Source organism: Methylorubrum sp. GM97, from assembly GCF_024347855.1.
Taxonomy (GTDB): Bacteria; Pseudomonadota; Alphaproteobacteria; order Rhizobiales; family Beijerinckiaceae; genus Methylobacterium; species Methylobacterium extorquens.
The window spans coordinates 1,982,334-2,005,525 of the sequence record NZ_AP025942.1 but is presented as its reverse complement, the minus strand read 5'-3'; the positions used below and the strand labels follow the sequence as shown (position 1 = coordinate 2,005,525).

At 69.7% G+C, this 23,192-nt stretch carries 19 protein-coding genes and 1 pseudogene; 11 read left to right on the top strand and 9 right to left on the bottom strand.

Annotated elements, in window-relative coordinates; translation table 11 throughout:
• Nucleotides 1-8: 8 nt before the first annotated feature.
• From MSPGM_RS09380 to MSPGM_RS09360, 5 genes are all read right to left on the bottom strand, one after another.
• The gene (locus MSPGM_RS09380) at nucleotides 9-1,181 is read right to left on the bottom strand and encodes a malate--CoA ligase subunit beta (protein WP_003597633.1); all 1,173 of its coding nucleotides are present in this window, start codon (nucleotides 1,179-1,181) and stop codon (nucleotides 9-11) included.
• Nucleotides 1,182-1,625: 444 nt separating this feature from the next.
• The gene (gene fchA, locus MSPGM_RS09375; protein ID WP_003597635.1) at nucleotides 1,626-2,252 is read right to left on the bottom strand and encodes a methenyltetrahydrofolate cyclohydrolase; all 627 of its coding nucleotides are present in this window, start codon (nucleotides 2,250-2,252) and stop codon (nucleotides 1,626-1,628) included.
• A gap of 93 nt (nucleotides 2,253-2,345) precedes the next feature.
• Nucleotides 2,346-3,212 (bottom strand): NADP-dependent methylenetetrahydromethanopterin/methylenetetrahydrofolate dehydrogenase, encoded by an 867-nt coding sequence (locus MSPGM_RS09370; protein ID WP_003597637.1) that lies wholly within the window; start codon nucleotides 3,210-3,212, stop codon nucleotides 2,346-2,348.
• Between the two features lie 143 nt (nucleotides 3,213-3,355).
• Nucleotides 3,356-4,300 (bottom strand): D-2-hydroxyacid dehydrogenase, encoded by a 945-nt coding sequence (locus MSPGM_RS09365; protein ID WP_003597638.1) that lies wholly within the window; start codon nucleotides 4,298-4,300, stop codon nucleotides 3,356-3,358.
• Between the two features lie 267 nt (nucleotides 4,301-4,567).
• Entirely contained in the window at nucleotides 4,568-5,776 is a 1,209-nt protein-coding gene (locus MSPGM_RS09360; protein WP_003597639.1) for an aminotransferase class V-fold PLP-dependent enzyme, read from the bottom strand.
• Between the two features lie 661 nt (nucleotides 5,777-6,437).
• Here MSPGM_RS09360 and MSPGM_RS09355 point away from each other — a divergent pair.
• The 10 genes from MSPGM_RS09355 to MSPGM_RS09310 all read left to right on the top strand — a co-directional run bounded on the left by MSPGM_RS09355 (nucleotide 6,438) and on the right by MSPGM_RS09310 (nucleotide 14,698).
• Complete coding sequence (locus MSPGM_RS09355; RefSeq protein ID WP_003597640.1) at nucleotides 6,438-7,250, top strand: UDP-2,3-diacylglucosamine diphosphatase; 813 nt, start codon at nucleotides 6,438-6,440, stop codon at nucleotides 7,248-7,250.
• Nucleotides 7,251-7,282: 32 nt separating this feature from the next.
• On the top strand, nucleotides 7,283-8,359 hold the full coding sequence (locus tag MSPGM_RS09350) for a glycosyltransferase family 4 protein (RefSeq protein ID WP_003597642.1): 1,077 nt from the start codon (nucleotides 7,283-7,285) through the stop codon (nucleotides 8,357-8,359).
• Nucleotides 8,360-8,486: 127 nt separating this feature from the next.
• A complete protein-coding gene (locus MSPGM_RS09345; protein WP_003597643.1) occupies nucleotides 8,487-9,137 on the top strand; it encodes a ribonuclease HII in 651 nt (216 codons plus the stop codon).
• Nucleotides 9,138-9,491: 354 nt separating this feature from the next.
• On the top strand, nucleotides 9,492-10,109 hold the full coding sequence (locus tag MSPGM_RS09340) for a DUF1134 domain-containing protein (protein ID WP_003597644.1): 618 nt from the start codon (nucleotides 9,492-9,494) through the stop codon (nucleotides 10,107-10,109).
• A gap of 224 nt (nucleotides 10,110-10,333) precedes the next feature.
• Nucleotides 10,334-11,041: a hypothetical protein gene (locus MSPGM_RS09335; protein WP_003597645.1), complete on the top strand. Its 708-nt coding sequence runs from the start codon at nucleotides 10,334-10,336 to the stop codon at nucleotides 11,039-11,041.
• 190 nt (nucleotides 11,042-11,231) lie between these two features.
• Nucleotides 11,232-11,510: a hypothetical protein gene (locus MSPGM_RS09330; RefSeq protein WP_003597646.1), complete on the top strand. Its 279-nt coding sequence runs from the start codon at nucleotides 11,232-11,234 to the stop codon at nucleotides 11,508-11,510.
• Between the two features lie 152 nt (nucleotides 11,511-11,662).
• The gene (locus tag MSPGM_RS09325; protein ID WP_003597647.1) at nucleotides 11,663-12,013 is read left to right on the top strand and encodes a hypothetical protein; all 351 of its coding nucleotides are present in this window, start codon (nucleotides 11,663-11,665) and stop codon (nucleotides 12,011-12,013) included.
• A 199-nt stretch (nucleotides 12,014-12,212) separates the two neighbouring features.
• On the top strand, nucleotides 12,213-13,481 hold the full coding sequence (lysA, locus tag MSPGM_RS09320; protein ID WP_003597650.1) for a diaminopimelate decarboxylase: 1,269 nt from the start codon (nucleotides 12,213-12,215) through the stop codon (nucleotides 13,479-13,481).
• 70 nt (nucleotides 13,482-13,551) lie between these two features.
• Complete coding sequence (locus MSPGM_RS09315; protein ID WP_003597653.1) at nucleotides 13,552-14,103, top strand: RBBP9/YdeN family alpha/beta hydrolase; 552 nt, start codon at nucleotides 13,552-13,554, stop codon at nucleotides 14,101-14,103.
• A 208-nt stretch (nucleotides 14,104-14,311) separates the two neighbouring features.
• Nucleotides 14,312-14,698, top strand: a complete 387-nt coding sequence (locus tag MSPGM_RS09310; RefSeq protein WP_003597654.1) for a hypothetical protein — start codon at nucleotides 14,312-14,314, stop codon at nucleotides 14,696-14,698.
• A 118-nt stretch (nucleotides 14,699-14,816) separates the two neighbouring features.
• Here MSPGM_RS09310 and MSPGM_RS09305 read toward each other — a convergent pair whose 3' ends face one another.
• The 4 genes and pseudogenes from MSPGM_RS09305 to MSPGM_RS09290 form a co-directional block, all read right to left on the bottom strand.
• On the bottom strand, nucleotides 14,817-15,839 hold the full coding sequence (locus MSPGM_RS09305) for a YcjF family protein (protein WP_012752606.1): 1,023 nt from the start codon (nucleotides 15,837-15,839) through the stop codon (nucleotides 14,817-14,819).
• Nucleotides 15,836-17,151, bottom strand: a pseudogene (locus MSPGM_RS09300) (YcjX family protein). Before MSPGM_RS09300 ends, MSPGM_RS09305 begins: the two are co-directional and overlap by 4 nt.
• Before the next feature lie 232 nt (nucleotides 17,152-17,383).
• Nucleotides 17,384-20,761 (bottom strand): PAS domain-containing protein, encoded by a 3,378-nt coding sequence (locus tag MSPGM_RS09295; RefSeq protein ID WP_003602558.1) that lies wholly within the window; start codon nucleotides 20,759-20,761, stop codon nucleotides 17,384-17,386.
• Complete coding sequence (locus MSPGM_RS09290; protein WP_003602559.1) at nucleotides 20,758-22,194, bottom strand: O-antigen ligase family protein; 1,437 nt, start codon at nucleotides 22,192-22,194, stop codon at nucleotides 20,758-20,760. The genes MSPGM_RS09295 and MSPGM_RS09290 overlap by 4 nt, the downstream gene beginning before the upstream one ends.
• Nucleotides 22,195-22,772: 578 nt before the next feature.
• On the opposite strand from MSPGM_RS09290, the gene MSPGM_RS09285 reads away from it, so the two are divergent.
• Nucleotides 22,773-23,024: a hypothetical protein gene (locus MSPGM_RS09285; RefSeq protein ID WP_003602560.1), complete on the top strand. Its 252-nt coding sequence runs from the start codon at nucleotides 22,773-22,775 to the stop codon at nucleotides 23,022-23,024.
• Nucleotides 23,025-23,192: the final 168 nt, after the last annotated feature.

Genomic DNA, 23,192 nt, shown 5'->3' with positions numbered 1-23,192 from the left:
CCCGTTCGTCAGTGCTTGGCGCCGTGGCAGGCTTCGACAGCCTTGCGCGCGGCTTCCGTAAGGGTGTCGGCGGTGATGAGGTCGAGCCCGCTCTCGGCGAGGATCTTCTTGCCTTCATCGACGTTCGTGCCGGCGAGCCGCACGATGAGCGGCACGTCGATCTTCACCTCGCGCGCGGCCTTGACCACGCCCTCCGCGACCCAGTCGCAGCGGTTGATGCCGGCGAAGATGTTGACGAGGATCGCCTTCACGTTGCGGTCCGACAGAACGAGGCGGAAGGCCGTGGCGACGCGGTCCGGGCTGGCACCGCCGCCCACATCCAGGAAGTTTGCCGGCTCGCCGCCCGCGTGCTTGATCATGTCCATGGTCGCCATGGCCAGACCCGCGCCGTTGACGATGCAGCCGATTTCGCCCTCGAGGCCGATATAGCTGAGATTGTGCTCGGCAGCCTGGGCCTCGCGGGGATCGCCCTGCGATGGATCGTGCATGTCCGCGATGTTGCGGCGGCGGAACAGGGCGTTGTCGTCGAAGGACATCTTGGCGTCGAGTGCCAGAACCCGGTCGTCCTTGGTGACGACGAGCGGGTTGATCTCCAGCATGGTGCCGTCGCAGTCGCGGAACGCCCGGTAGGCGTTCATGATGGTCTTCACCGCGGCCGAGACCTGCTTGATGTTGAGGCCGAGCTGGAACGCGATCTCGCGGGCCTGGAACTGCTGCAGGCCCACCGCCGGCTCGACCACGACCTGGATCAGCGCCTCGGGCTCCTTGGCGGCGATCTCCTCGATATCCATGCCGCCGCGCTGGGAGGCGATGACACGGACGCGCTCGGCCTTCCGATCGAGCACGTAGCCGAGATAGAGTTCACGCTCGAACGGGTCGGCGGTCTCGACGTAGACGCGCTGCACCGGCTTGCCCTCGGGGCCGGTCTGGAGCGTCACGAGGCGTTTTCCCAGCAGGTCGCGGGCGGCGTCGCGCACTTCATTGTAGGTGCGGCAAAGCTTGATCCCGCCCGCCTTGCCGCGCGCGCCGGCATGGATCTGAGCCTTCACCGCCCAGAACGAGCCGCCGAGCTCGGTCGCCGCATAGACCGCTTGATCCGGGCTGAAAGCCACGGCGCCCTTCGGGACGGCGACCCCGAAGCTCGCGAGCAGCTCCTTGGCTTGGTACTCGTGAACGTCCATCGAGACCTCCTTCGCGTTTCCGTCGTTTTTGTTGGGCCGACCTTCGCGGAAAAATTACTTTTCGGGAAGCGGGTCAGCTCTCAATTTTTTCTTTTGTAGTGCTTCAGTTTGCTTGCCCGTCAGTGACTTAGCGGGCTTCTCAACTGCGAATCATCCGGCGTGGGGACGAAGCATAGCAACGCTCGTCCCACCCGCCTCCTCATCCTGAGGCGCTGGCGCGATGCGTCGGCCTCGAAGGTGCCGCGGCAGCCGTCCGATCCCTGGAGGATCCTCAAAGCTGCTTCGCGGCACCTCAAGATGAGGCGCAGGGTCGAACGGCGGACATCCGCACGCCGTCCTTGCGAGGTGAGGCCGACGTCATCGAGCGCACCGCCCCGGCCGGAAACGTCGCGCCCCTGGATCGCTTCGCCCTCGCTCGCGAGGACGGCAGGAGGCGCGATCGGCTCAGTTTACCTTGGACTTCACCGTCTCGTAGATCCGCTCGTTGAGCGCGCCCGCCTCGGCCAGCAGGCCTTCCAGCTCCTTCAGCCGCTCCTCGGCGAAGGCGCGGTCGTCGAGGCCCTTGGCGTTGACGTAGACGTTGAGGGCCGCCGAGCGCAGACCGGCATAGGCCGAGAGCACGGCGACGCCGGCATCCGAGATGACGTTGAGATTGCCCTTCTCGGCGACGATCTCGGCCAGATCGATCACCTCGCGGCAGACGCGGCAGCAGGCGAGCGGCACGTCGGTCGCGGTCTTGAGCGCCTCCTGAATCTTGGCGGCGCGGGCAGCCTTCTCCTCGTCGGTGTTTTTCGGCAGCCCGTAGGCGCCCATCACCGCGTCGAAAGCCTCGACGTCGTCGGCGATCATGCCGGTGAGCGTGCGGCGCAGGCCTTCCGACTTCTCCAGCACCTGCTTCAGGTCGGCCTCGACCTCGACATACTTCTTCTTGCCGATGGTGAGGTTACACACCATCGAGACCAGCGCCGCGCCCATGGCGCCGGAGATCGCGGCGGCACCGCCGCCGCCGGGGGTCGGGGCCGAGCTCGCCAGGCCATCGAGGAATGTTTCGATCGTCTCGTTGCCGGCCATGGGTCCCTCCCCTGTCAGTTCTTGTTGATTCGCTGGGGCGGCGCCGAAGGCCGGCGCCGCCCATTGAGCTGTGACCCTTTGGGCCGTGAGCCGTCAGGCCATTTCCTTGGCCAGCTTGTAGATCTCCTCGGCGTCGAAGACGCCTTCGCTCGACTCGAACAGCTTGGCGATGCAGGCGCGGTGCAGCTTGAGCTTCAAGCCGCCGATGCCGAGCGCACCGAAGGCGCGCTTTCCGCCGTATTCCTTGCCTTTGTCGGTCGCATCGATCCCGCCGATGCCGAGCGGCGGCTGGGCGTTGTAGTCGGCCACGATCTCGATCGAACTCTCGTTCTGCCAGGCTGCCTGCGGCAGCAGTTCAAGGCCGATCGCACCGGCGGTGAAGACGAAATGGGCGCCCTTCACGGCCTCGGCGCGCGAAGCGTCGTCCGCGGTTTCGGCCGCGGTGACGTTCACCTTGAAGCGCTTGTTCACGGAATCGGCCGCGGCCTGCGCCTTGTCGAGCTTGCGCCCGCACAGCACGACCTCGGCGCCCTCGCCGGCGAGCAGCGCCGCCGAGCGCATGCCGACCGGGCCGGTGCCCGCGAGCACGACGGCCTTCTTGCCCTTGACCGAGCCGCCCGCCGCCTTGACGACGAGCGCCACACCCGCCGCGGCGGTCGTGTTGGAGCCGTTCGAATCCAGCATGCAGGACACGCGGAACGGGCCGAAGAAGCGCTTCTTCACCGCCTCGAACACCCGCTCGCCGGCCGCCATGTCGCCGCCGCCGACGAAGATCGCCGTCGACTGCTTCTCCTTGCCGCCGCGGGTGTAGATCGTGCCGTCGACATAGGCGCCGACGTTGTCGGGCGTGACGTTGCCGTAGCCGGTGATGTGGTCGGCACCGCCGTCGTAGCCGACGACGACGTCGAAGACGCTCGGCGTGGCATCGGTGTCGAACTGGAAGAGCAGCTTCTTGGACATGATTCCTCTGGCCGGTTGTTCATGGACCGCGGTGATGGATCACGCGGTGCGTCTGCATGGAGGATGCGTCCGGGGCCGTCCGGTCCCGGTCGCCCTCGAGAGTCTTTTCGTAACGCGGCCCCACTCCGAGGCCGGTGCGTTTCTTACGCCTCGACGACGTTCTGCGGCTTGCCCGCGACGAAGGCCTCGACGTTGTCCACGAGCTGGTCGGCGAGGATCTGCATCGCCTCCTTGCTCGCCCAGGCCACGTGCGGGGTGACGATCAGGTTGGGCAGGTCGGCGTCGCAGAGGATGTTGCCGTCCTTCGGGGGCTCCTGGGCCACGACGTCGAAGCCGGCGCCGCCGATGGTGCCGTCCTTGAGCGCCTGGAGCAGGGCCGCCTCGTCCACCAGCCCGCCGCGGGCGGTGTTGATGAGGATCGCGGAGCGCTTCATCTTCTTGAGCTGCTCGGCCCCGATCATGTTCTTGGTGTCGGGGGTCAGCGGCACGTGCAGGGTGATGACGTCGGATTGCGTCAGGATCGTCTCGAGATCCACGAGCCCGTCCTGCGGGAACACGTCGAAGGCGAGCACCTTCATGCCGAGGGCCTCAGCCCGCTTGGCGATCGACTTGCCGAGCGCGCCGTAGCCGATGATGCCGAGCGTCGAGCCGGCGATGTCGTAGATCGGGTAATCGAAGTAGCAGAACTGCTTCGACTTGTTCCAATCGCCCCGGCGCACCGAGTTGGCGTAAGGCACGATCGCCCGGCGCAGCGCGAACATCAGGCCGACCACGTGCTCGGGCACGGTGTTGAAGGCGTAGTTGCGGATGTTGACGACCGTGATGCCCTGCGCCTTGGCCGCAGCCTTGTCGACGACGTCCGTGCCCGTGGCAGCCACCGCGATCAGCTTCAGGTCGGGAAGCTGCTTCAGCGTGTCGGCGCGCATCGGCACCTTGTTGATCATCGCGATCTCGGCGCCCTGAAGGCGCTCGACGATCTCCTCCGGCGTCCAGGTCGACTCATATTCCTTGTACTCGTGCGGGAAGTTGAATTCGCGCACGGTCGCATCGAGCGACTCGCGATCGAGGAAGACGACTTTCTTTGTCATTCTGGACCCCTTCCGGATCGACCGGCGGGCAATCGTGTCGCTCACAAAACCCCTGCCGCCCCGTCATCGCCGGAGCGAGAACGGTCGGTGACCGGGAGTTTCATGAGGTACCGACGCCGGCCCCGTTTCCTCACCTGTCTCGAAGCGTCTCCCGCGGAACGCCGGCAAGCCGGACGTTCCACGGGGCGCCTTTCTCATGTAGCGGAAGCGGCGCCGTTGGAACCGGCGTCGCCCCCAAAAATCAGGCCAAAGAATGAGGCCCCAAGATCAAGCCTTGGCGAGCGGGTTCTCGCGCAGGTAGCTGGAGGCAGCCGCAACACCCGAACCGGGGGTCACCTTCACGCCGTTGTCGATGAGCGACATCTCGGCACCGGCGATGGCGCCGAGCAGCGAGAGTTCGTTCAGGTCGCCGACGTGGCCGATGCGGAACACCTTGCCCGCGACCTGGGACAGGCCGGCGCCGAGCGCGAGGTTGTAGCGCACATAGGCGTGCTTGATGATCTTGGCCGCGTCCACACCCTCGGGCGCCAGGATGGCGGTGACGGTGTCGGAGTTCCACTCCGGCGACTTGGCGCAGGTCTTCAGGCCCCAGGCCGCGACGGCCTGACGGGTCGCCTCACCGAGCACGGCGTGGCGGTGGTAGACGTTCTCCAGGCCTTCCTCGAACAGGCAGGCGAGCGCCTCGCGCAGGCCGTAGAGCAGCGGCAGCGGCGGGGTGTAGGGGAAGTAGCCGGTCGGGTTCTGCTTCTTCTGGTCTTCCCAGTCGAAGTAGACGCGGGCGAGCCGGTCGTTGCGGCCGGACTGGCCCTCGGCGGCCTTGAGCGCCTTCTGGCTGACGCAAATCACGCCGAGGCCGGCGGGCAGCATCAGGCCCTTCTGGGAGCCGGCGATGGCGCAGTCGACCTTCCACTCGTCGGCCTTGAAGGGCAGCGAGCCGATGGAGGACACGCCGTCGACGAACAGCAGGGCCGGGTGGCCGGCGGCGTCGATCGCCTTGCGCACGGCGCCGATGTTGGAGGTCACGCCGGTCGCGGTCTCGTTATGGACCACCATGACGGCCTTGATCTCATGGTTCTTGTCGGCGCGCAGGGCCTCCTCGATCTTCTCGGGCTTGGCGCCGGTGCCCCACTCCTCCTCCTGGACGACGACGTCCAGGCCGAGGCGCTGGGCCATGTCGATCCAGAGATGGCTGAACTGGCCGAAGCGGGCGGCCAGCACCTTGTCGCCGCGGGCGAGCGTGTTGGACAGCGCCGATTCCCAGATGCCCGTGCCGGAGGCCGGGAACAGGAAGATCGTGCCTTCGGTCGAGCCGAACACCTTCTTGGTGTCCTCGAACAGCGGCTTCGTCAGCGACGGGAAATCGACCGAGCGGTGATCCTCGGACTGCACCATCATGGCGCGCATCACCCGGTCCGGGATGTTGGTCGGGCCGGGAACGAACAGGTGGTTGCGTCCCGGACGTCTCGTTGCCGCCATGAGAATTTCCTCCAATTAAGTCGTTCTGAGCAGAGCGGCCCTTCGCGGCCGCGATCCCGCCCGATCCTGATGGCGAGCGCAAGCCCGCCGCGAAACGTCGTTCAGTCCCACCGCCGGTCCCAGCGCAAAGCCGCGCGCAAAAGGCCTTCCGCCGACCGGGACCGTACCTCTGCGATGTCGGATCGTTGACCGTCCCGGAGCGGCGAAGCGGCCGTCGTGCCGCCCGCGTCGCGGCGCGTGCAGCCGCGCCGGTCGCCTCCAAAGGACCGAACCCTCGATGCGTCAGCCCGGCGCCGCATTCAAGCGCGCTCCTGCTGCGTGTCCAGCGCTCCCATCCATCGCGGCCATTCCCACACCTCTGCCGGGTGCTGCTGCGCATGCCGGGGTACGCGCGGCGGATGACCTTGGCTGCCGTTATGCCTCCCCGCCGGGGAATGGAAAACGGAAAAAACTGAACTGAAAAACAAAAAGATTTTCGTATGCACCGGCCGCGGGCAGGGTCTGCGGGAAGCCGTGGGCGGGCGCGGTGCCGGAAATCGGGGAGACCGCCCAAAGCGCCGAAGCGGGGCAGAACGATGCACCCCGCCGTCATCAAACTGAGATCGGAATGCGATTTGGCTCTTCCCCGTCGCGGTGCGGTTGTGAAGAGCCGAGGGCGCCAGTGTCACAGGATCCGGAATCGACCATCCGCGTTCGGACGCTCTTCCTGTCCGATCTGCATCTCGGCACCAAGGGCTGCCAGGCGGCCCTGTTGCTCGACTTCCTGCGTGACGTCGATGCCGACACGATCTACCTCGTGGGCGACATCGTCGACGGCTGGCAGCTCCGCTCGGGCTGGTACTGGCCGCAGGCGCATAACGACGTGGTGCAGAAGCTGCTGCGCAAGGTGCGCAAAGGGGCTCACGTCGTCTACGTGCCCGGCAACCACGACGAGTTCCTGCGCGACTATATCGGCATGACCTTCGGCGGCATCGAGATCGCCGACAGCCGGATCCACGTCGCGGCCGACGGCAAGCGCTACCTCGTCATCCACGGCGACCAATTCGACATGGTGGTGCGCCACTCCAAGTGGCTCGCGCATCTGGGCGACTGGGCCTACACCACGGCGCTCGCGGTCAACACCGTGGTCAACCGGATACGGCGCCGGCTCGGCCTCGCCTACTGGTCGCTCTCGGCCTGGGCGAAGCTCAAGGTGAAGAACGCGGTCAACTTCATCGGGCAGTTCGAGACCTTCCTCGCCACGGAAGCCCGGCGCCAGGGCGCGGACGGGGTGATCTGCGGCCACATCCACCATGCGGCCCACCGCGAGGTCGAGGGGCTGATCTACCTCAACACCGGCGATTGGGTGGAGTCCTGCACCGGCATCGTCGAGCATTACGACGGCCGCATGGAGGTGCTGCACTACCCGACCCTGCTGCGCGAGCGCCGCGGGGCCGAGTCCTTCGAGCCCGAGATCCGCCGCGCCGTCGCCTAGAGCCCCGCCCCTCACGGACAGACGAGACCCGCATGAGGCTGCTGCTCGCCACCGATGCGTGGCACCCGCAGGTCAACGGTGTGGTGCGCTCCGTCGAGCGCATGGCCGAGGCCGCCGCCGGCCTCGGCGTCGAGCCGCTGATGCTGACGCCGGCCGACTTCCCCTCCCTGCCGATGCCGGGCTACCGCGAGATCCGGCTCTCGCTGGTCACCCGCGGCCGGGTGATGTCGCGCTGGGAGCGGCTCGCGCCGACCCATGTGCACATCGCCACGGAAGGGCCGATCGGCCACGCAGTGCGCGCCGCCTGCCTGTCGCGGGGGCAGGCCTTCACCACGAGCTACCACACCCGCTTTCCCGAATATCTCGCCGCCCGCGCGCCGGTGCCGGAGGCCTGGAGCTATGCGTGGCTGCGCCGCTTCCACGCCGCGGCGAGCGGCACCATGGTCAGCACGCCCTCCCTCGAACGGGAGCTGGCGGGGCGCGGCTTCACCCACCTGATGCGCTGGACCCGCGGCGTCGACACTGACCTCTTCCGCCCCCGTGACGGCGACGACGGGGCGAACCCGTTTCCCGATCTGCCGCGGCCGATCTTCCTCTCGGTCGGCCGGCTCGCGGTCGAGAAGAACCTTGCCGCCTTTCTCAGCCTCGACCTGCCGGGCTCCAAGGTCGTGGTCGGCGACGGGCCGGACCGGGCGCGGCTCCAGGCGCTGGCGCCGGACGCGCACTTCCTCGGCGCGCTGACCGGCGAGGCGCTGGCGCGGGTCTACGCGCGTGCCGACGCCTTCGTGTTCCCGAGCCTGACCGACACCTTCGGCATCGTGCTGCTCGAAGCGCTCGCCTCGGGCCTGCCGGTGGCGGCCTATCCCGTGACCGGCCCCCTCGACGTGATCGGCGGCACCGGCGCGGGCGCCCTCGATGCGGATCTGCGCGCGGCCGCACTCGCCGCGCTCGCGATTCCGCGGGAGCGCTGCCGGGCGGAGGCGATGCGCTACACCTGGGCCGAGAGCGCGCGCCAGTTCTACGACAACATCGCGACGGCCCACGCGCTCGGATCGGTTCAGCGCTCCGCCCGCCATCCGAGCAGCGCCCCGCTGCCGCGCCCCGGCTGAGCGGGGCCGGCATTCCCGCGGGATCGATCGGATGCCGCCGGTTTCATGGCCGGGGCACGCCCTTGTCCGCGGGGTTTTGACCCGCCCCGGGATGACGGGGGAGCGTGGGGATGCCAGGGTCCGCGCCATGGCCCCTCGACCGAAATCCGTCAAAGCCCCGCGCCCGTTCGATCCTGCGCTTGCTGCCACCTATCCGGCGGTGATCGGCTGCGACGAGGTCGGGCGCGGTGCCCTGTGCGGTCCGGTGATGGTGGCGGCCGTGTGGTTCGACCCCGTCGCCTTCCCGCCGGAGATCCTGGCCCGGCTCGACGACAGCAAGCGCCTCGACCGTGCCGCGCGCGAGGCGCTGACCCCGCTGATCCGGGCGCATGCGCGGGTTTCGCTCGCGGCAGGCTCGCGGGCGCTGGTGGACCGGGTGAACGTGCGCGGGGCGACCCTCGACGCCATGCGCCGGGCGGTCCTGGGCCTTGGCCTCGACGCGACCGTGCTGGTGGACGGGCGCGATCCGATTCCCGGCCTGACGCAGGGCTGCCGCGCGGTGATCGGCGGCGACCGCCTCGTGCCGCAGATCGCCGCCGCCTCCATTGTCGCCAAGACGTTTCGCGATGAGATCATGCGTCGGCTCGCCCCGCGCCACCCGGCCTATGCCTGGGAGCGCAATGCCGGCTACGGCACCGCCGCCCACCTCGCCGGCCTCACCGCGCAAGGCCGCAGCCCGCACCACAGGCTCAGCTTCACGGGACGGTTCGAGGCCGCGCGCGGCATCTCGGACGCGTGACGGGTTGCCGGTGGGATCCTTGCCGGTGCCGTCGTGTCTCCCCTCCCCCCGCAGCCACGGCCGTCCAGGGAAACTCGGAAGCCGACGGTCAGCCGAGTCGGGTCCTCGGAAGCCCTCGCGACCATGCGCTGTGCCCTTTGGCGAGAGCCGTGGGACCGGATCAGGCTTCTCCTATCATCCGCATGACCCGCCCGCTTAACCGCCCGTTAACCCAAACTTGACTTGATCGATCTCGAGACTGCGCGCTCCCTGCGTGCCTCGATCCGATGCCGCTTCCGCCGAGGGAAGCGCCTGCGCGCCGGGCAAGCCCGGGCGGGCATAGGGGCGGGCAAGGGAGCCGGTAGGGAGACCGACATGCCGCACGATCCCATCCGAACGGGGGGCACGACCCGCCGCGCCGCCCTGCTCGGCCTCTCGGCCGGGCTGTCCGGCGGCCTCCTGGCCGGGGCCGTCCCCGCTCTGGCCTATCAGGACGACGGCGTGCGCCCGGACTCGTTCCGCGCCGCCGAGGTGGTCGAGAACGGGCACCGCTTCTTCGGCAGCGTGTCCCGCGGCCTCGCGCTCACCGTCGAGGAGGCGACCCGGCGCTGGGGCGAGCCCAACGGCTACATCCTCGGGCAGGAGGCGTCCGGCGCCATCGTCGGCGGCCTGCGCTTCGGCGAAGGCACGCTCTATACCCGCAATGCCGGGCAGCGCCGGATCTACTGGCAGGGGCCGACGCTCGGCTTCGATGTCGGCGGCGACGGCGCGCGCACCATGATGCTCGTCTACAACCTGCCCGCCGTGCGCGACCTCTACCGCCGCTTCGGCGGCGTCGACGGCTCGGCCTACTTCATCGGCGGCTTCGGCATGACGGCGGTGACCGACGGCGGCATCATCGTGGTGCCGATCCGCTCCGGCGTCGGCGCCCGGCTCGGCATCAATATCGGCTACCTGAAATTCACCGGCCGCCCGACCTGGAACCCGTTCTGATCGTTTCCCGAACGATTTGGGCCACCGCCTGACGCCGCGCAATCGCCCGGAGAGGGCGGGCTGGGTGCCCTCTGCGACAAGCGCCCGCGGGTGCGGTCGCCGACGCTTGAGGCCGGAGGGAAGACACGGCGCTTGCCTCCGCGCGGGCAAGACGGGCAAAAGACGCAGCGGCCGGACCTGCCCGGCCGAGGCGGCGTGAGGGCCCCTTCGTGATCGAGACCGTGATGATCTTCGGGCTCGGCTTCCTCCTGGCGAGCCTGTGCGCCCTGACGATCCTGCCGACCGTGAGCGCCCGCGCCAGCCGTCTCGCGCGACGGCGGATCGAGGCGACCCTGCCGGTGAGCGTGTCCGAGGTTGTGGCCGAGCGCGACCATCTGCGCGCGGAGTTCGCCGTCGTGCAGCGCCGGCTGGAGCGAAAGGCCGAGGCGATCGCCGCCCGGCGCCACGCCGACATGGCCGCCATCGGGACCCGCACCATGGAGACCGAGGCTGCGGTCGCCGCCCGGATCCGCAGCGAGGCTGAGGTGGCCCGCGCCCTCGAGCGCATCGCCGGGCTCGACCGGGACCTCGCCTCGGCGCGGGCCGAGGGCGAGACCGGGCTCGCCACCCTGCACGCCCTGGAAGAGGCCCACCGCGCGATCCTCGATGATCTCAAGGCGACGCGCCGGATGCAGGCCGCGACGGTGCCATCGGGCGCCGAGGGCGAGACCGTCGGGCCAGCCTCCACGGCGGCCGAGATCGAGGCGCTGCGCGCGGAATTGACGGCAGCTCAGGCGGCGCTGGCTGCACGCGGGAGCGACGACACCGCCGAGTTGCGCCGCCGTATCAGCGAGGTCGCCGACGCCTTGGCGCGGCACGACCGTCTGCCCCAAGATCGCTTGCCCCAAGCCGGAGCCTTTCCGGCCGCGTCTCCCGCGCTCGCCGAGAGCTGAAACGCACCGAGCGGCGCCGGCCGGGGGCCTACTCTGCCAGCATCTCTTGCCCCGTCCCGTACGAGCCCGTAAGCACCGAACCATCTTGCGTTTGCCCCGGACCCGCCTTGTTTCGAACAAGCGGGGGCATCATCGCGCCCGGATCTCCTCTCACGAATCTCTTCCCACGAACCGCGATCGAGCGAACATCATGGCTTTGAAGCTGACGCCCCTGGTTCTCGCCCTCACGGGTGCGGTCGCCGTGTTGGCTGCTCCGGCACAGGCGCAGCAGTCGAAGCGCGGCAACGAGACGCTCAAGAAGTACTGCACCGGCGATTACCTCAGCTATTGCGGCAACCTCGATCCGGACGATCCGGCCACCGATCAGTGCTTCAAGACCAACTGGGCCAAGCTCTCCGAAAACTGCCGCCGTGCGATCGACGCCTACGCGCCGCCGAAGGATTCGCAGCGCGGCAACAAGAAGAGCTGACGACCGCGCGGGACCCCGACGGAAGCGGGCGCGCCGCGCATCCATGTCGCGCGCCCCTCGTCCCGCCCGAGACGCTGCGGCCCACCTTTCGGGGCGAGGCTCCAACGGCTAAGCTCGTACCGCCCAGCCGGGAAAGACCGCCGGAAACACCGATGCCCGCCCCTTCCGCCCGCCTCTCGATCCTGATCGCGCTCGGCCTCACCCTGGTCTGCACGGCCTGTGGCCGGCGCGGCAGCCTGGAGCCGCCGGGTGCGGCCCTCTCCGAGACCGCTCCGGGGACGCGGCCCGGCGTTCCCGCCTCGGCGCGGAGCCTGCCGGGCAGCACGGTCTCCGTGGGTGATCGCGGCGCGGCCCCCGATCCGGAAGCCGTGCAGGCGGGCGACGAACTAAGCGCCGCGGCGATCCCCGCGGGCGGCGACGGCGTCCCGGTCACGACCTCCCGCGGATCCAAGCGCGGCTACCGGATCCCCAAAGAGCCATTCATCCTCGATCCGCTTCTGTAGCGGGCCGCCGGACCGCGCCCGTAGCGAGGCCGGTCTCCGGTTCGAAAGGGCACACAACTTCCGATCCTCGATCCACTCCCCTCCGGGCATGCCCGTGAAGCGGAGTTTTGTGAGAGACACGTAGACAGCGCACCGCGCGTGGGGGCATTCGGATGCGCCGATCCCTCATCCGGCGGGCGCGGCGGCGGATTCTCCTGACATGCACCATTTCCACTACCGGGACGGGCGCCTCCATGCCGAGGACGTCGATCTGACCGCGCTGGCCGAGGACGTCGGCACGCCGTTCTACTGCTACAGCACCGCGACTCTGGAACGGCACTACCGCGTCTTCGCCGAGGCCTTCGCGGGTGACGATGCGCTGGTGTGCTTTGCCATGAAGGCGAACTCGAACCAGGCGGTGCTCGCCACCCTCGCGCACCAGGGCGCGGGCATGGACATCGTCTCCGAGGGTGAATTGCGCCGGGCACTGGCTGCAGGCGTGCCGGGCGAGCGCATCGTGTTCTCCGGCGTCGGCAAGACCCGCGAGGAGATGGCCGCGGCGCTCGACGCGAACATCCTCTGCTTCAACGTCGAGAGCGAGCCGGAACTCGCCGCCCTGTCCGAGGTCGCCGTTGCGCGCGGGCGCAAGGCGCCGGTCTCGATCCGCGTGAACCCGGATGTCGATGCGCTGACGCATGCCAAGATCTCGACCGGCAAGTCCGACAACAAGTTCGGCATCCCGATCTCCCGCGCCCGCGCGGTCTATGCCGGGGCCGCCCGGCTGCCCGGCCTGGAGATCGTCGGCGTCGATGCGCATATCGGCAGCCAGATCACTGACCTGACCCCGTTCGACAATGCCGCGCGCCTGCTCTGCGAACTGGCCCGCGATCTGCTCGCCGACGGGCACCGGCTGCACCACGTCGATTTCGGCGGCGGCCTCGGCATCCCCTATCGCGACGACAACGCGCCCCCGCCCGATCCGGCGGCTCTGGCCGCGATCCTGCGCCCGCATTTCAAGCCGCTCGGCCTGCGCCCCGTCTTCGAGATCGGGCGGATGATCGCCGGCAATGCCGGCGTCCTCGTCACCCGCGTGATCTACGTGAAGCCGACGGACGAGAAGACCTTCGTTATCGTCGACGGGGCGATGAACGATCTGATCCGCCCGACGCTCTACGAGGCCTTCCACGCCCTGCGCCCGGTGCGCGAGCCCGCGCCCGATACGCCCCGGCTGACGGCGGACGTGGTCGGCCCGGTCTGCGAGAGCGGCGACTATCTCGCCCTCGGCCGCGAGATGCCGATGGTGGCGCCGGGCGACCTCATCGCGGTGATGAGCGCGGGCGCCTACGGTGCGGTCCAGGCCTGCACCTACAACAGCCGCCGCCTCGTGCCCGAGGTGCTCGTGACCGGCGACCGCTCGGCCGTGGTGCGCCCGCGCCCGAGCTACGACGACCTGATCCGCCTCGACCGCCTGCCCGACTGGCTCGCGTGACGCTCTCGGCGGAGCCCGTGTGGCCCGCCGCCCGTTGCGTGAGGACGCCGCCCGTCCGAGAACACTGACGATGAAGACTGCCGATTGCGACATCCTGATCCTGCCGGGCTATGCCGGCTCCGAGGAGGAGCACTGGCAGGCGCGCTGGGCGGCCAGGCTCAAGACCGCGCGGATCGTCGCGCAGGACGACTGGCACCGGCCCGATCCGGAGGCGTGGCGTGCCCGCGTCGCGGAGGCGGTGGCGGCGGCGACCCGGCCCGTGATCCTCATCGCCCACAGCCTCGGCGTGGTCGCGGCGGTGGAGGCCGCGCCGCGCTTCCCCGAAGGCGTCGTGCGGGGGGCCCTGCTGGTGGCCTTCCCCGACATCGAGGCGGGGGCCGACCTGCCCGAGAGCGTGCGCGCCTTCGCGCCGGTGCCGCGCGATCCGCTGCCCTTCCCGTCGCTGCTGGTGGCGAGCCGCACCGACCCGCACTGCACCTACGAGCGGGCGGAGGACTACGCCTATGCCTGGGGCTCGGCGCTGGTGGATGCGGGCGAGGCCGGCCACATCAACGTCGCGAGCGGGCACGGGCCCTGGCCGGAGGGCCTGATGCGGCTGGCCGGCTTTCTCGCGCCGCTTTAGTCGGGCCGATCCGCCGGGGAGCCGAATAGGGTATTGCCGATCAGGGAGTTGCCGGATTTTCCGTCAAATGCAGGTGCCCAGGGATGGGAATGCAGTTCTAAAAAGTTTCTTTGATCCGGGGCGAATCGGGAACTTAAATTTCCTCAATTGCTTTCTCCGGGCAGACCGGCCGGCAGTGTCGGTCGGATAATTTCGGAGGGACGCCATCGTGACGCTCACGAAGACCATCGCTACCGCCACCGCTTTCGCCTTCATCGCCGGCTCTGCGCTCGCCGCTCCGTGCAACACGGGCAGCACCAACGCCAAGGCCCCCGGCGATTCCGCTGCTGCCAACAGCAGCACCGGCAGCGGCGCCGATGCCGGTTCGAAGAACCTCGCGGGTGGCCAGCAGCCGGCTTCGCCCGGCACCGTCGGCGCGATGAACAATGTCGGCGCCGGTCAGGGCGTCGGCAACAAGCCGGGCTCGGACCAGACCAGCTCGGCCAAGAACACCGCCGGCGGCGACCAGCCGGCCGCCCCGGGCACGGTTGGCGCGATGAACGCCGCCGGCCATGACCAGAAGCTCGGCGAGAAGAAGGGCGGCGACGACTGCTGATCGCCGCACTCACTCAGCCGTAACGAAAAGAAGCTCCCAGGCCACCCGGCCTGGGAGCTTCTTGCTTTTGGGGCTCCGCCCCGGTCCCCGCCAAAGGGATGATCCCTTTGGACTCGCGTTATTCCTTGGGCTCGCTAGTCCGAAAAAGCTGGCCGGCGACGTCGTTGACGGTGGGTGGGCTGACGCGGACGAAGGGTAGGGGCCGGCAGACGGCCACCGCCGCGAGGCCGAACCGGGCGGTCATCAGGCCGTTGAGCACACCCTCACCGAGCTTGGCCGAGACGCGGGCGGCGAGACCGAGGCCGAGCACCTGATGCAGCATGCCCTCGCCGACCGCCATGCCGCCGGTGACGGTGAGATGGGCGAAGGCGGCGCGGGCGAGCCGCAGGAAGCCGAGCAGGCCCGGCCGCCCGCCGTAGATCGCTGCAATCCGGCGCAGCAGCCGGGCGGCGGAGAACACCACGAAGGCGACATCGACGATGGCCCGCGGGCTGAGCGCCGTGACCGCCGAGACCTGGCTCGCAGCCTGGGCGATGGCCGCCTTGGCCTGCCGGTCGAGGGGCGAGAGCAACTCGCCCTCGGCCAGAGCCAGCCGGTCGTCCACATCGAGGATCGCGTCGCCCACCGCATCGAGCCGGCGGATGGCGCCTGCTAGCGCCGGCCGGTCGGCGTAGAAGCCGCGCAGTTCCTGCACCACGCCCTGCGCCGCGGTGTGGTCGCGGGTCGTGAGGGCGGCCAATGCGCGCTCGCGCAACGCCTCGATCTTGCGCTCGCGCCAGACGCCGAGCGCCTCGCGGGCGACGATCGCCGTGAGCGCGATCACGGCGACCGCGAGAAGGGCGAGCGCGACCCCGCCGAGCCAGGGCGCGGTGGCGAACAGGTCGGCGATCAGCCGTTCCAGCGAGAGCCCGACGGCGATGGTGACGAGGCCGCCGAGTGCGCTGAACAGGATCGACAGCCACGGCGCCCGCCGCTTGGGCGCCACCGGCACGGCAACGCCGTCGGCGGCGTCCACGATCTCGTAGGGCTCGTCGACGAGGCGCACCTCGGGCCGCGGCGGGGCCGCGGCGGTTGCGGCCTCCGGCGGAGGCTGGTCTGCGGCGGGGATGCGGAAGGCGCGCGGGCGCTGCGGGTTGGTCACGTCAGCTTGTCCCCGATCAGGAACTGCATGGCCCGGTCGAGCCGGATTTGCGGCAGGTGGCCCGCTCGGCCGAGCGCGTCGGGCTTCACCGGCGGCGGGCGGAAGCGGGGGAAGCGGAACGAGCCCGCCGGAACCGCGCCGTCGAGCACCGCCTGCGGGTCGGCGGGCAACTCGCCGGGAAACACCGCGGCCTCCGACAGCCCGTCGAAGATCTCGTCGCCGACATGCTCGCCCGCCTCCGGCGTGCCGGAGACCGCGCGGAGCACTTCGCCGCCGTCATGGACCGTGGTCTCGCGGGTGGCGCGGACGGAGGCGAGCGCCACGGTGCCGACCCGCGCGCCCGCGGCCTCAGTGCGGCGCATCGCCCGCGAAACGAGGAGGCGCAGCAGCGCGTCAAGCCGGTCGTGGCTCGACTGGTGGAGATGGTCGGCCTTGGTCGCGGCGAACATGATCCGCTCGGCCCGCGGCGCGAAGAAGCGCGAGAGCAGGCTGTTGCGCCCGATCCGGAAGGCGAGCAGCACCGCGTCCAGCGCCTCCTCCAATTCGGCGAGGGCTGCCGGACCGGAATCGACCGCCGAGAGCACATCGACCAGCACGATCTGCCGATCGACGCGCTGGAAATGCTCGCGGAAGAACGGCTCCACCACCTTACTCTTGTAGGCCTCGAAGCGCCGCTCCATCAGGGCGCCGAGGCTGCCGGGCACCTGGGTTTCGGCCAGACGGTCGAGGGGCGCGAAGGTCAGCATCGGCGAGCCGGCCAGATCGCCCGGCATCAGGAAGCGCCCCGGCGGCGTGGTGGCGACCGATTCCGCGCCCGCGCGCAGCGCCCCGAGATAGGCCTTGAAGGCGTTGGCGGCGCGCTCGGCCAGCACCTCGTCGAGGGGGCCGCGGGGTCGAGCTCCTGCATCAGCGCGAGCCAGGGCGCGGCGATCTCGGCCCGGCCGGCCCGGCGGGTGCCGGCGATGGTCGCGCGCGACCACGCCACGTAGCTCTGATCGACCAAGGCGAGGTCGAGCAGCCATTCGCCGGGATAATCCACCACGTCGAGCATCAGCGTGCCCGGGCCGGAGCGCCAGCCGCCCGCGCGCTCGTACTCGATCTCCAGGCGAAGCTGGCTGATCCGGTCGGTCGAACCCGGCCAGCGCCGGGCCTCGGTCAGCGCGGAAAAGTTCTCCTCGAAGGGGAAGCGCGGCACGTCGTCGTCGGGTTGCGGCACCAGCCGGGCCCGGCGCAGGCGGCCCGCCTGAGCCGGCTCGAAGGCCGGCAGGGCGTGGCCCTCCACGAGGTGGTGGATCAGCGCGGTGGTGAACACTGTCTTGCCGGAGCGGGCGAGACCGGTGACGCCGAGCCTCAGCGTCGGCTGAATCAGGAGATCGCTGGAGGCTTCGGCGAAGGCCTTGATCGCGGAGCCCGCTTGCGCGGCGTAGTCGAAGAGGGGCGGCAAGGCAGGCTCTGGCGGTGGGCTTCGGCGGGGAAGCGGGACGGGCTGTCAGGTGGCGCGGGGCGGCTGCGATCTCAAGACGCGGAAAGGCCTCGGAGGCATCTCACGCCGCCCTGAGGGCCCTGATCGTTCCGAGCGTATCCGTCCGCAGCGTCGCGAGGCGGCGGATCAGGGTGGGAAGCGCGCTGCCGTCCCGGCAGGCGTCCTCGATCTCCCGGCACAGCCCGGACAGGGCGAGGAAGCCGAGGGCGCCCGCCGCGGCGACCATGGCATGGGCGTCGTAGGCGAGTTGCTCACGGTCGAAATCGGTCCGGCTCGGCTCGGCCCCCTCCGGGAGGAAGCGCAGCTCGAGGTCGAGTTCGAGCAGGGACAGCAGCGACAGCACGCGCTCGCGGCCCATCGCGGCCTGCACGGCGGCAAAGGCGGCGCGGTCGAGCAACGGCTCGCCGTCGCCGTGTCCGCGAGCCGCGAAATCCGGCGGCCCGGTTTCGGGGCGACGCCCGAGGATGTCTCCGGGCGGAGGCGCTGGGGATGCCGCCTCCCGCGCCCGCTCGGCGCCGACGACCCGCCAGTGCTCGATCACCGCGCAGAGCTGGGTCCGCTTGAACGGCTTGCCGACATGGTCGTCCATGCCCGCTGCGATGAATTCCTGCACTTGCCCGTCGAGGACGTTGGCGGTCATCGCCACGATCGGCAGGCGGGCGGCGGGGCCTGTCATGGCGCGGATGCGGCGGGTTGCGGTGAGGCCGTCCATGCCCGGCATCTGCACGTCCATCAGCACGACGGCGTAAGGGTCGGTGCCGGCCTCCTCCGGGCCATAGCTGGCCTCGACGGCCGCGATCGCCGCGTTCCCGTCACCCGCCACATCGACGCGATAGCCCTGCACCTCCAGCACGGCGCGGGCCAGCGTCTGGTTGATCGGCACGTCCTCCACGAGCAGGAGCCGGGCCGGTCGCGCCGTCTCCAGGCGATGCGGGCTGATCGCCGGCTGCGCGGCGGGCGGCGTGGTGGCGCGCGGCAGGGCCAGGGTGAACCAGAAGGTCGAGCCGGCCCCCTCCCGGCTCTCGACGCCGATCGCGCCCCCCATCATGGTGACGAGGCGATGGCAGATCGCGAGCCCCAGGCCCGACCCGCCGAAGCGCCGGCTGATCGAGCCATCGACCTGGCTGAAGGGCTTGAACAGCCGGTGCCGCTGCGAGGGCGCGATGCCGATGCCGGTATCGCTGATCTCGAAGCGCAAAGCCTCCGCGGTGCCGCCGTCGGCGCCCGGGACGGAGCCCTCGTAGCGGGCGGTGAGGACGACGGAGCCGGCCGGCGTGAACTTGACCGCGTTGTTGAGCAGGTTGAACAGCACCTGCCGCAGGCGGTTCGCGTCGCCGACCACGCTCGCGGGCAGATCCGGATCGATCCGCGCCTCGACGGTCAGCGCGCTCTTGAGGGCGGTGCCGCGCATGATCGCGACCGTGTCCTCGATCAGCTTGCCCAGAGCGAAGGGAAGCGGGTCGAGTTCGAGTTGGCCGGCCTCGATCTTGGAGACGTCGAGAACGTCGTTGACGACGGTGAGCAGGGACTCGCCCGAGACGCGGATCAGCTCCAGGCGGCGCTGATCCTCCGGATCGTGGTCTCTGCGGTCGAGAAGCAGGTCGGCATAACCGAGGATCCCGTTCAGCGGCGTGCGGATCTCGTGGCTCATGGCCGCGAGGAACTCGCTCTTGGCCGCACTCGCCCGCTCGGCCTCCACCGTAGCGGCGCGGGCTTCGGCGGTGGCGGCGCGCAGGGCCGCCTCGGCCGCCTTGCGCTCGGTGATGTCGAGATGCAGCCCGAGCATCCGGTAGGGGCGGCCGTCGCCCTCGTAGAGGGTGCGGCCGGAGGTGTAGAGCCAGCGCTGGCCCACCCGGTATTCCGCGATGAAGCGGGACCGCGAATCGACGGCGTGGTGGATCCGGTTCCACGCCTCGACGACGTCGTCGGGGTGGATGGTCGCGGTCCATTCCGTGGGCGACAGGGCGCGCGGTTCACCGGTCTCGGGCAGACCGTAAAGGCGCACGCTCTCCGGCGACAGCACCGTGATGCCGGTGCGCAGGTTCCAGTCGAAGGTGCCGGCCTCCGCGCCCTCCAGGGCGATGCCGAGCAGGCGGCTCGTATCCTCCACCGCCAGCCGCGCGGAGACGATCTCGTCGATGTCGAGCGCGGTGCCGATCCACTCGGTGATCCCGGCCGGGTCGCCCGCGTTGCGGATCGGGGTAATCGACATCTTGTGCCAGCGGTAGGAGCCGTCCCGCGCCTGCAGGCGCCACTGGCCGTCATAGCCCTGGCCGCTGGCCTGAGCCGCCTGCCACGCCGCCTCCATGGCGGGCGCGTCGTCGGGATGGTTGCGGGCGAGCCGCTGCACCCGCGCGGCGCCGATCGGGCCGTAGTAATCCTCGAAGCGCGTGTTGACGTAGGTCGCCTCGCCGCTGTCCGGATCGACGGTCCAGACGAGCAGCGGCAGGGCGTCGGCGAGGCTGCGGTAGCGCATCTCGCTGCGGCGCATCTCCGCCCGGATCTGCACCCGGTCGGTCACGTCCATGAGGATGCCGAACAATCCGATCGTCCGGCCCGCCTCGTCGGTCTTGCAGGTGCCGCGCACCATCACGTCGCGGATCGTTTTGTCGGGCCGCACGAACCGCGTCTCGACCTCGAAATCCTGCCCGCCCGCGATCGCCGCGGCGATGATGGCCTCGACGCGCCCGCGATCCGCGGGATGACACAACTGGGCGAGGCCGGGATGCCGGGCCGCCGGCGCCGCGGCGTCGAGGCCGGCGATGCGCAGGAGACTCTCGGAGTAGATCGGTTGGCCGCTGGCGAAGTTGAGGCGCCAATGCCCGACCTGAGCGATCTGCTCGGCCATGGTGAGGAGGGAGTTGGCGCTTGCCCGCCGCTCGATCTCCACGCCCTGAGCGCGGATCGTGCTCTCATGGATCTGCCGCAGCGCCCGCTCGCTGGCGAAGGCGAGGTTGTCGCGCCGCAGCCGCATCTGCGCCGTCACGATCTCGGCGAGGTCGCGCAGGGCTGCCGCGTCCTCCGGGGTGAAGTCGCGTGGCTGCGAATCGGCGAGGCAGAGGGAGCCGAGCCGCACGCCCGGCCGCAGGATCAGCGGTGCGCCGGCGTAAAACACGATGTGAGGCGGGCCGGTCACGATCTCGAGACCGGAAAAGCGCGGGTCGCGGCGGGCATCGGGAACGACGAGCATCGCATCCTGCGCGATCGTCCGATCGCAGAAGGAGCCTGCGCGCGACGTCTGCGTCGGCATGATGCCGACGCAGGCCTTCAGCCATTGCCGCTCGGCATCGACCAGGGAGATGTAGGCGATCGCGACCCCGAACAGGCGCTGCGCCGTCCGGCACACGGCGTCGAACTGCGCCTCGGGATCGCTATCCAGAATGCGCAGCGCGTGCAGGGCCGCGAGGCGCTCGGCCTCGCTCGCCGCTCCCGTGGTCACGGCCTCACCTTCGTTCCGGACACCTCGCCCCGGCCTCCGACCCTCTTCTCGCGCGCTCCGCCTGCCCCGCTCGGCGCTGCAACGCTCGGATGTCCTCCGATGCGCCGCGGGAGGAGGAGGGTCAAGGGCGCGGGTGCCGCGCGCAGGCGAGCTACCTCCAGTGCCCAGACCATCCCCAGCATCATGTAGACGTGGCGCCACTTCTCCACGTCGATCTGCATCGCCTGGAGGAAGAACATCAGCAGCGCCGGGAACACGATCTGCGCGTAGGCCCGGTAGGGCGAGGGACGCAGCATCAGCCGGAAGCCGACGAAGGAGGTCGCCGCCACGAGGGCGATGAAGGCGGCGCCCGCGAGCCAGCCGCCGTTGGCGAAGCTGCCGATGTAGGAGTTATGCGGCTCCAGATTGAAGATCTGGCGCCAGCGCAGGGGGCCGAGGCCGAGCGGCTCCTCCAGCAGCATCCCCATGCCGCGGATCTGGTTGCCGAAGCGACCGGTCTCGCCCTCGTCGTAATCCTGCGTGACCGCGGCGCGGGTCTGGAAGGTCTGGGCGACGCTGTCGATCGAGAGCAGCCCGGCCAGCGCGACCGCGCCGAAGCCGATGGTGACGAGACCGAGGGTCACGATCCGCCGCCGCAGGGCTCGCGAGCGGCTCGTCGTGTAGAGCGCCACGACCATGACGGCGACCGCCACCACCGTCCCACCCCAGGAGCCGCGGGAGAAGGACAGGAAGATGCCCGCCATCACCACGACGAGGCTGAGCAGCGACAGGATCGGCCACCGGGTCGCGCCGGAGAGGAGGCGGTGGATCAGGTAGAGGGCGCCGAGCGTCAGGAACGAGCCGAACACGTTCGGGTCCTGGAAGGTGCCCGAGGCGCGGCCGTACTTGTAGAACAGATCCTCGATGCCGAGCAGTTGCAGGTAGCCGACGATGCCGAGACCCGCCGAGAGCACGCAGCTTGCGGTATAGGCCTTGAGCGCGACCTCGATGCGCGCCTGCGTGTCGTCGGCGTAGAGCATCGCGAAGAAGATGCAGGTGGCCGCGAGGTAGAAGAGCTGCACGGTCCACGTCACGGACAGCGGCTCGTTGAGATAGGGCAGCAGCGCGATCCCCATCGCCGTGAGGTAGGCGAGGAGCAGGAGCACGAGGGGCAGCGCCCCCCGGTGCAGGCGGATGCCGAGCGCCAGCCACAGCACGATCGTCGGAATCGCCACGAGGTCGTAGGGCGAGGCGTCCGAGAAGGCGAAGCAGGCAAAGAAGATGAACGCCGCGTGGAGGCCGCTCGCGAGGCCCTGGACCGCGCGCAGGGCGGGGACGCGGCCCCAAGCGCCCGCGGCCCAGGGTGATGAGCCTGCGGCCCAGGGTGACGAGCCCGCCGCCCACGGCGACGCGGCGGCCGTCGCACCTGTCGGCGCGGCTGTCATGGAAGACATCGGCGAACTCGAACTCTCGCGGGGCACCGCGCACGCCACCCGCCCGAGCCCCGCGACGCGGCACCCGGCGGGATTGCGGACCCCTCAACCGGGCTGATCGAACCACCGAAAGGTTGCGTTTTAACCAACAGCCCCGGATGTGCAGCTCGCTGCGCTCCTTTCGAGGTGCGGAACGTTGCTGCCGGCAAACCTGAGATCGTCGTTCCGTGCGTGCACGGCGTCAGCCGCCGCGGCCTGCGAGCGATGCCCGGGACGGGGGCGCAGCGTATTTGGAATGACAAATCCGAGACGGCGCGCTCGACCATCGCGGACACATCGCGACGGCTGATGTGCCCACGCTATCTGTTGGAATAATAGTTCTAATATAAAAGGAGCGGTCCGGCGGTAAGTTTCAACTGGATCGGACCGATCTCGACTTTAACGGGACGCCGCCAAAAAAGTCAGCCGCGCAGTTGTTCCATCTCACCGCGTGCGCCACGGCACGTCACTGCGGACAATCACTCCCCATATTCAATTTACCGAAGAACAGGAAGGTCTGGATCGCCAGACTATCCCGAGATTGATTGTTGGAGAGATTGATGAACACTCGTATCGCCGCTGCCGTCGCCGCCATCGTCCTGGGTGTCGCCCCGGTTACGTCGGCTCTGGCCTTCAGCCAAAGCCATGCCCGCCCGATCCCGATGACGTCCGGCTGGACCGGTTCCCTCGGCGTCCATGACGGCCCGTCCTACGCGGCCTGCCCGATGAACTCGGCCGCGGAAGGCAACGCCAACCAGCAGAACTTTCCGGTCAAGCAGTACGGCCAGACCGCGGGCGGCAACCGCTGCTGAGTTCCCGGCCCGATCCGGCCGGATCGGGCATGATCTCTCAGGCCTTATTCTTACGCTCTCCGTCTCGCCGCACCGGCATCGGCGATGAGCGTTTCGATTGGATACGAATGGAGGATTTCGACAGATGCGGATGATGCAGGCGTTTTCTTACGGGATGATCGGTGCGCT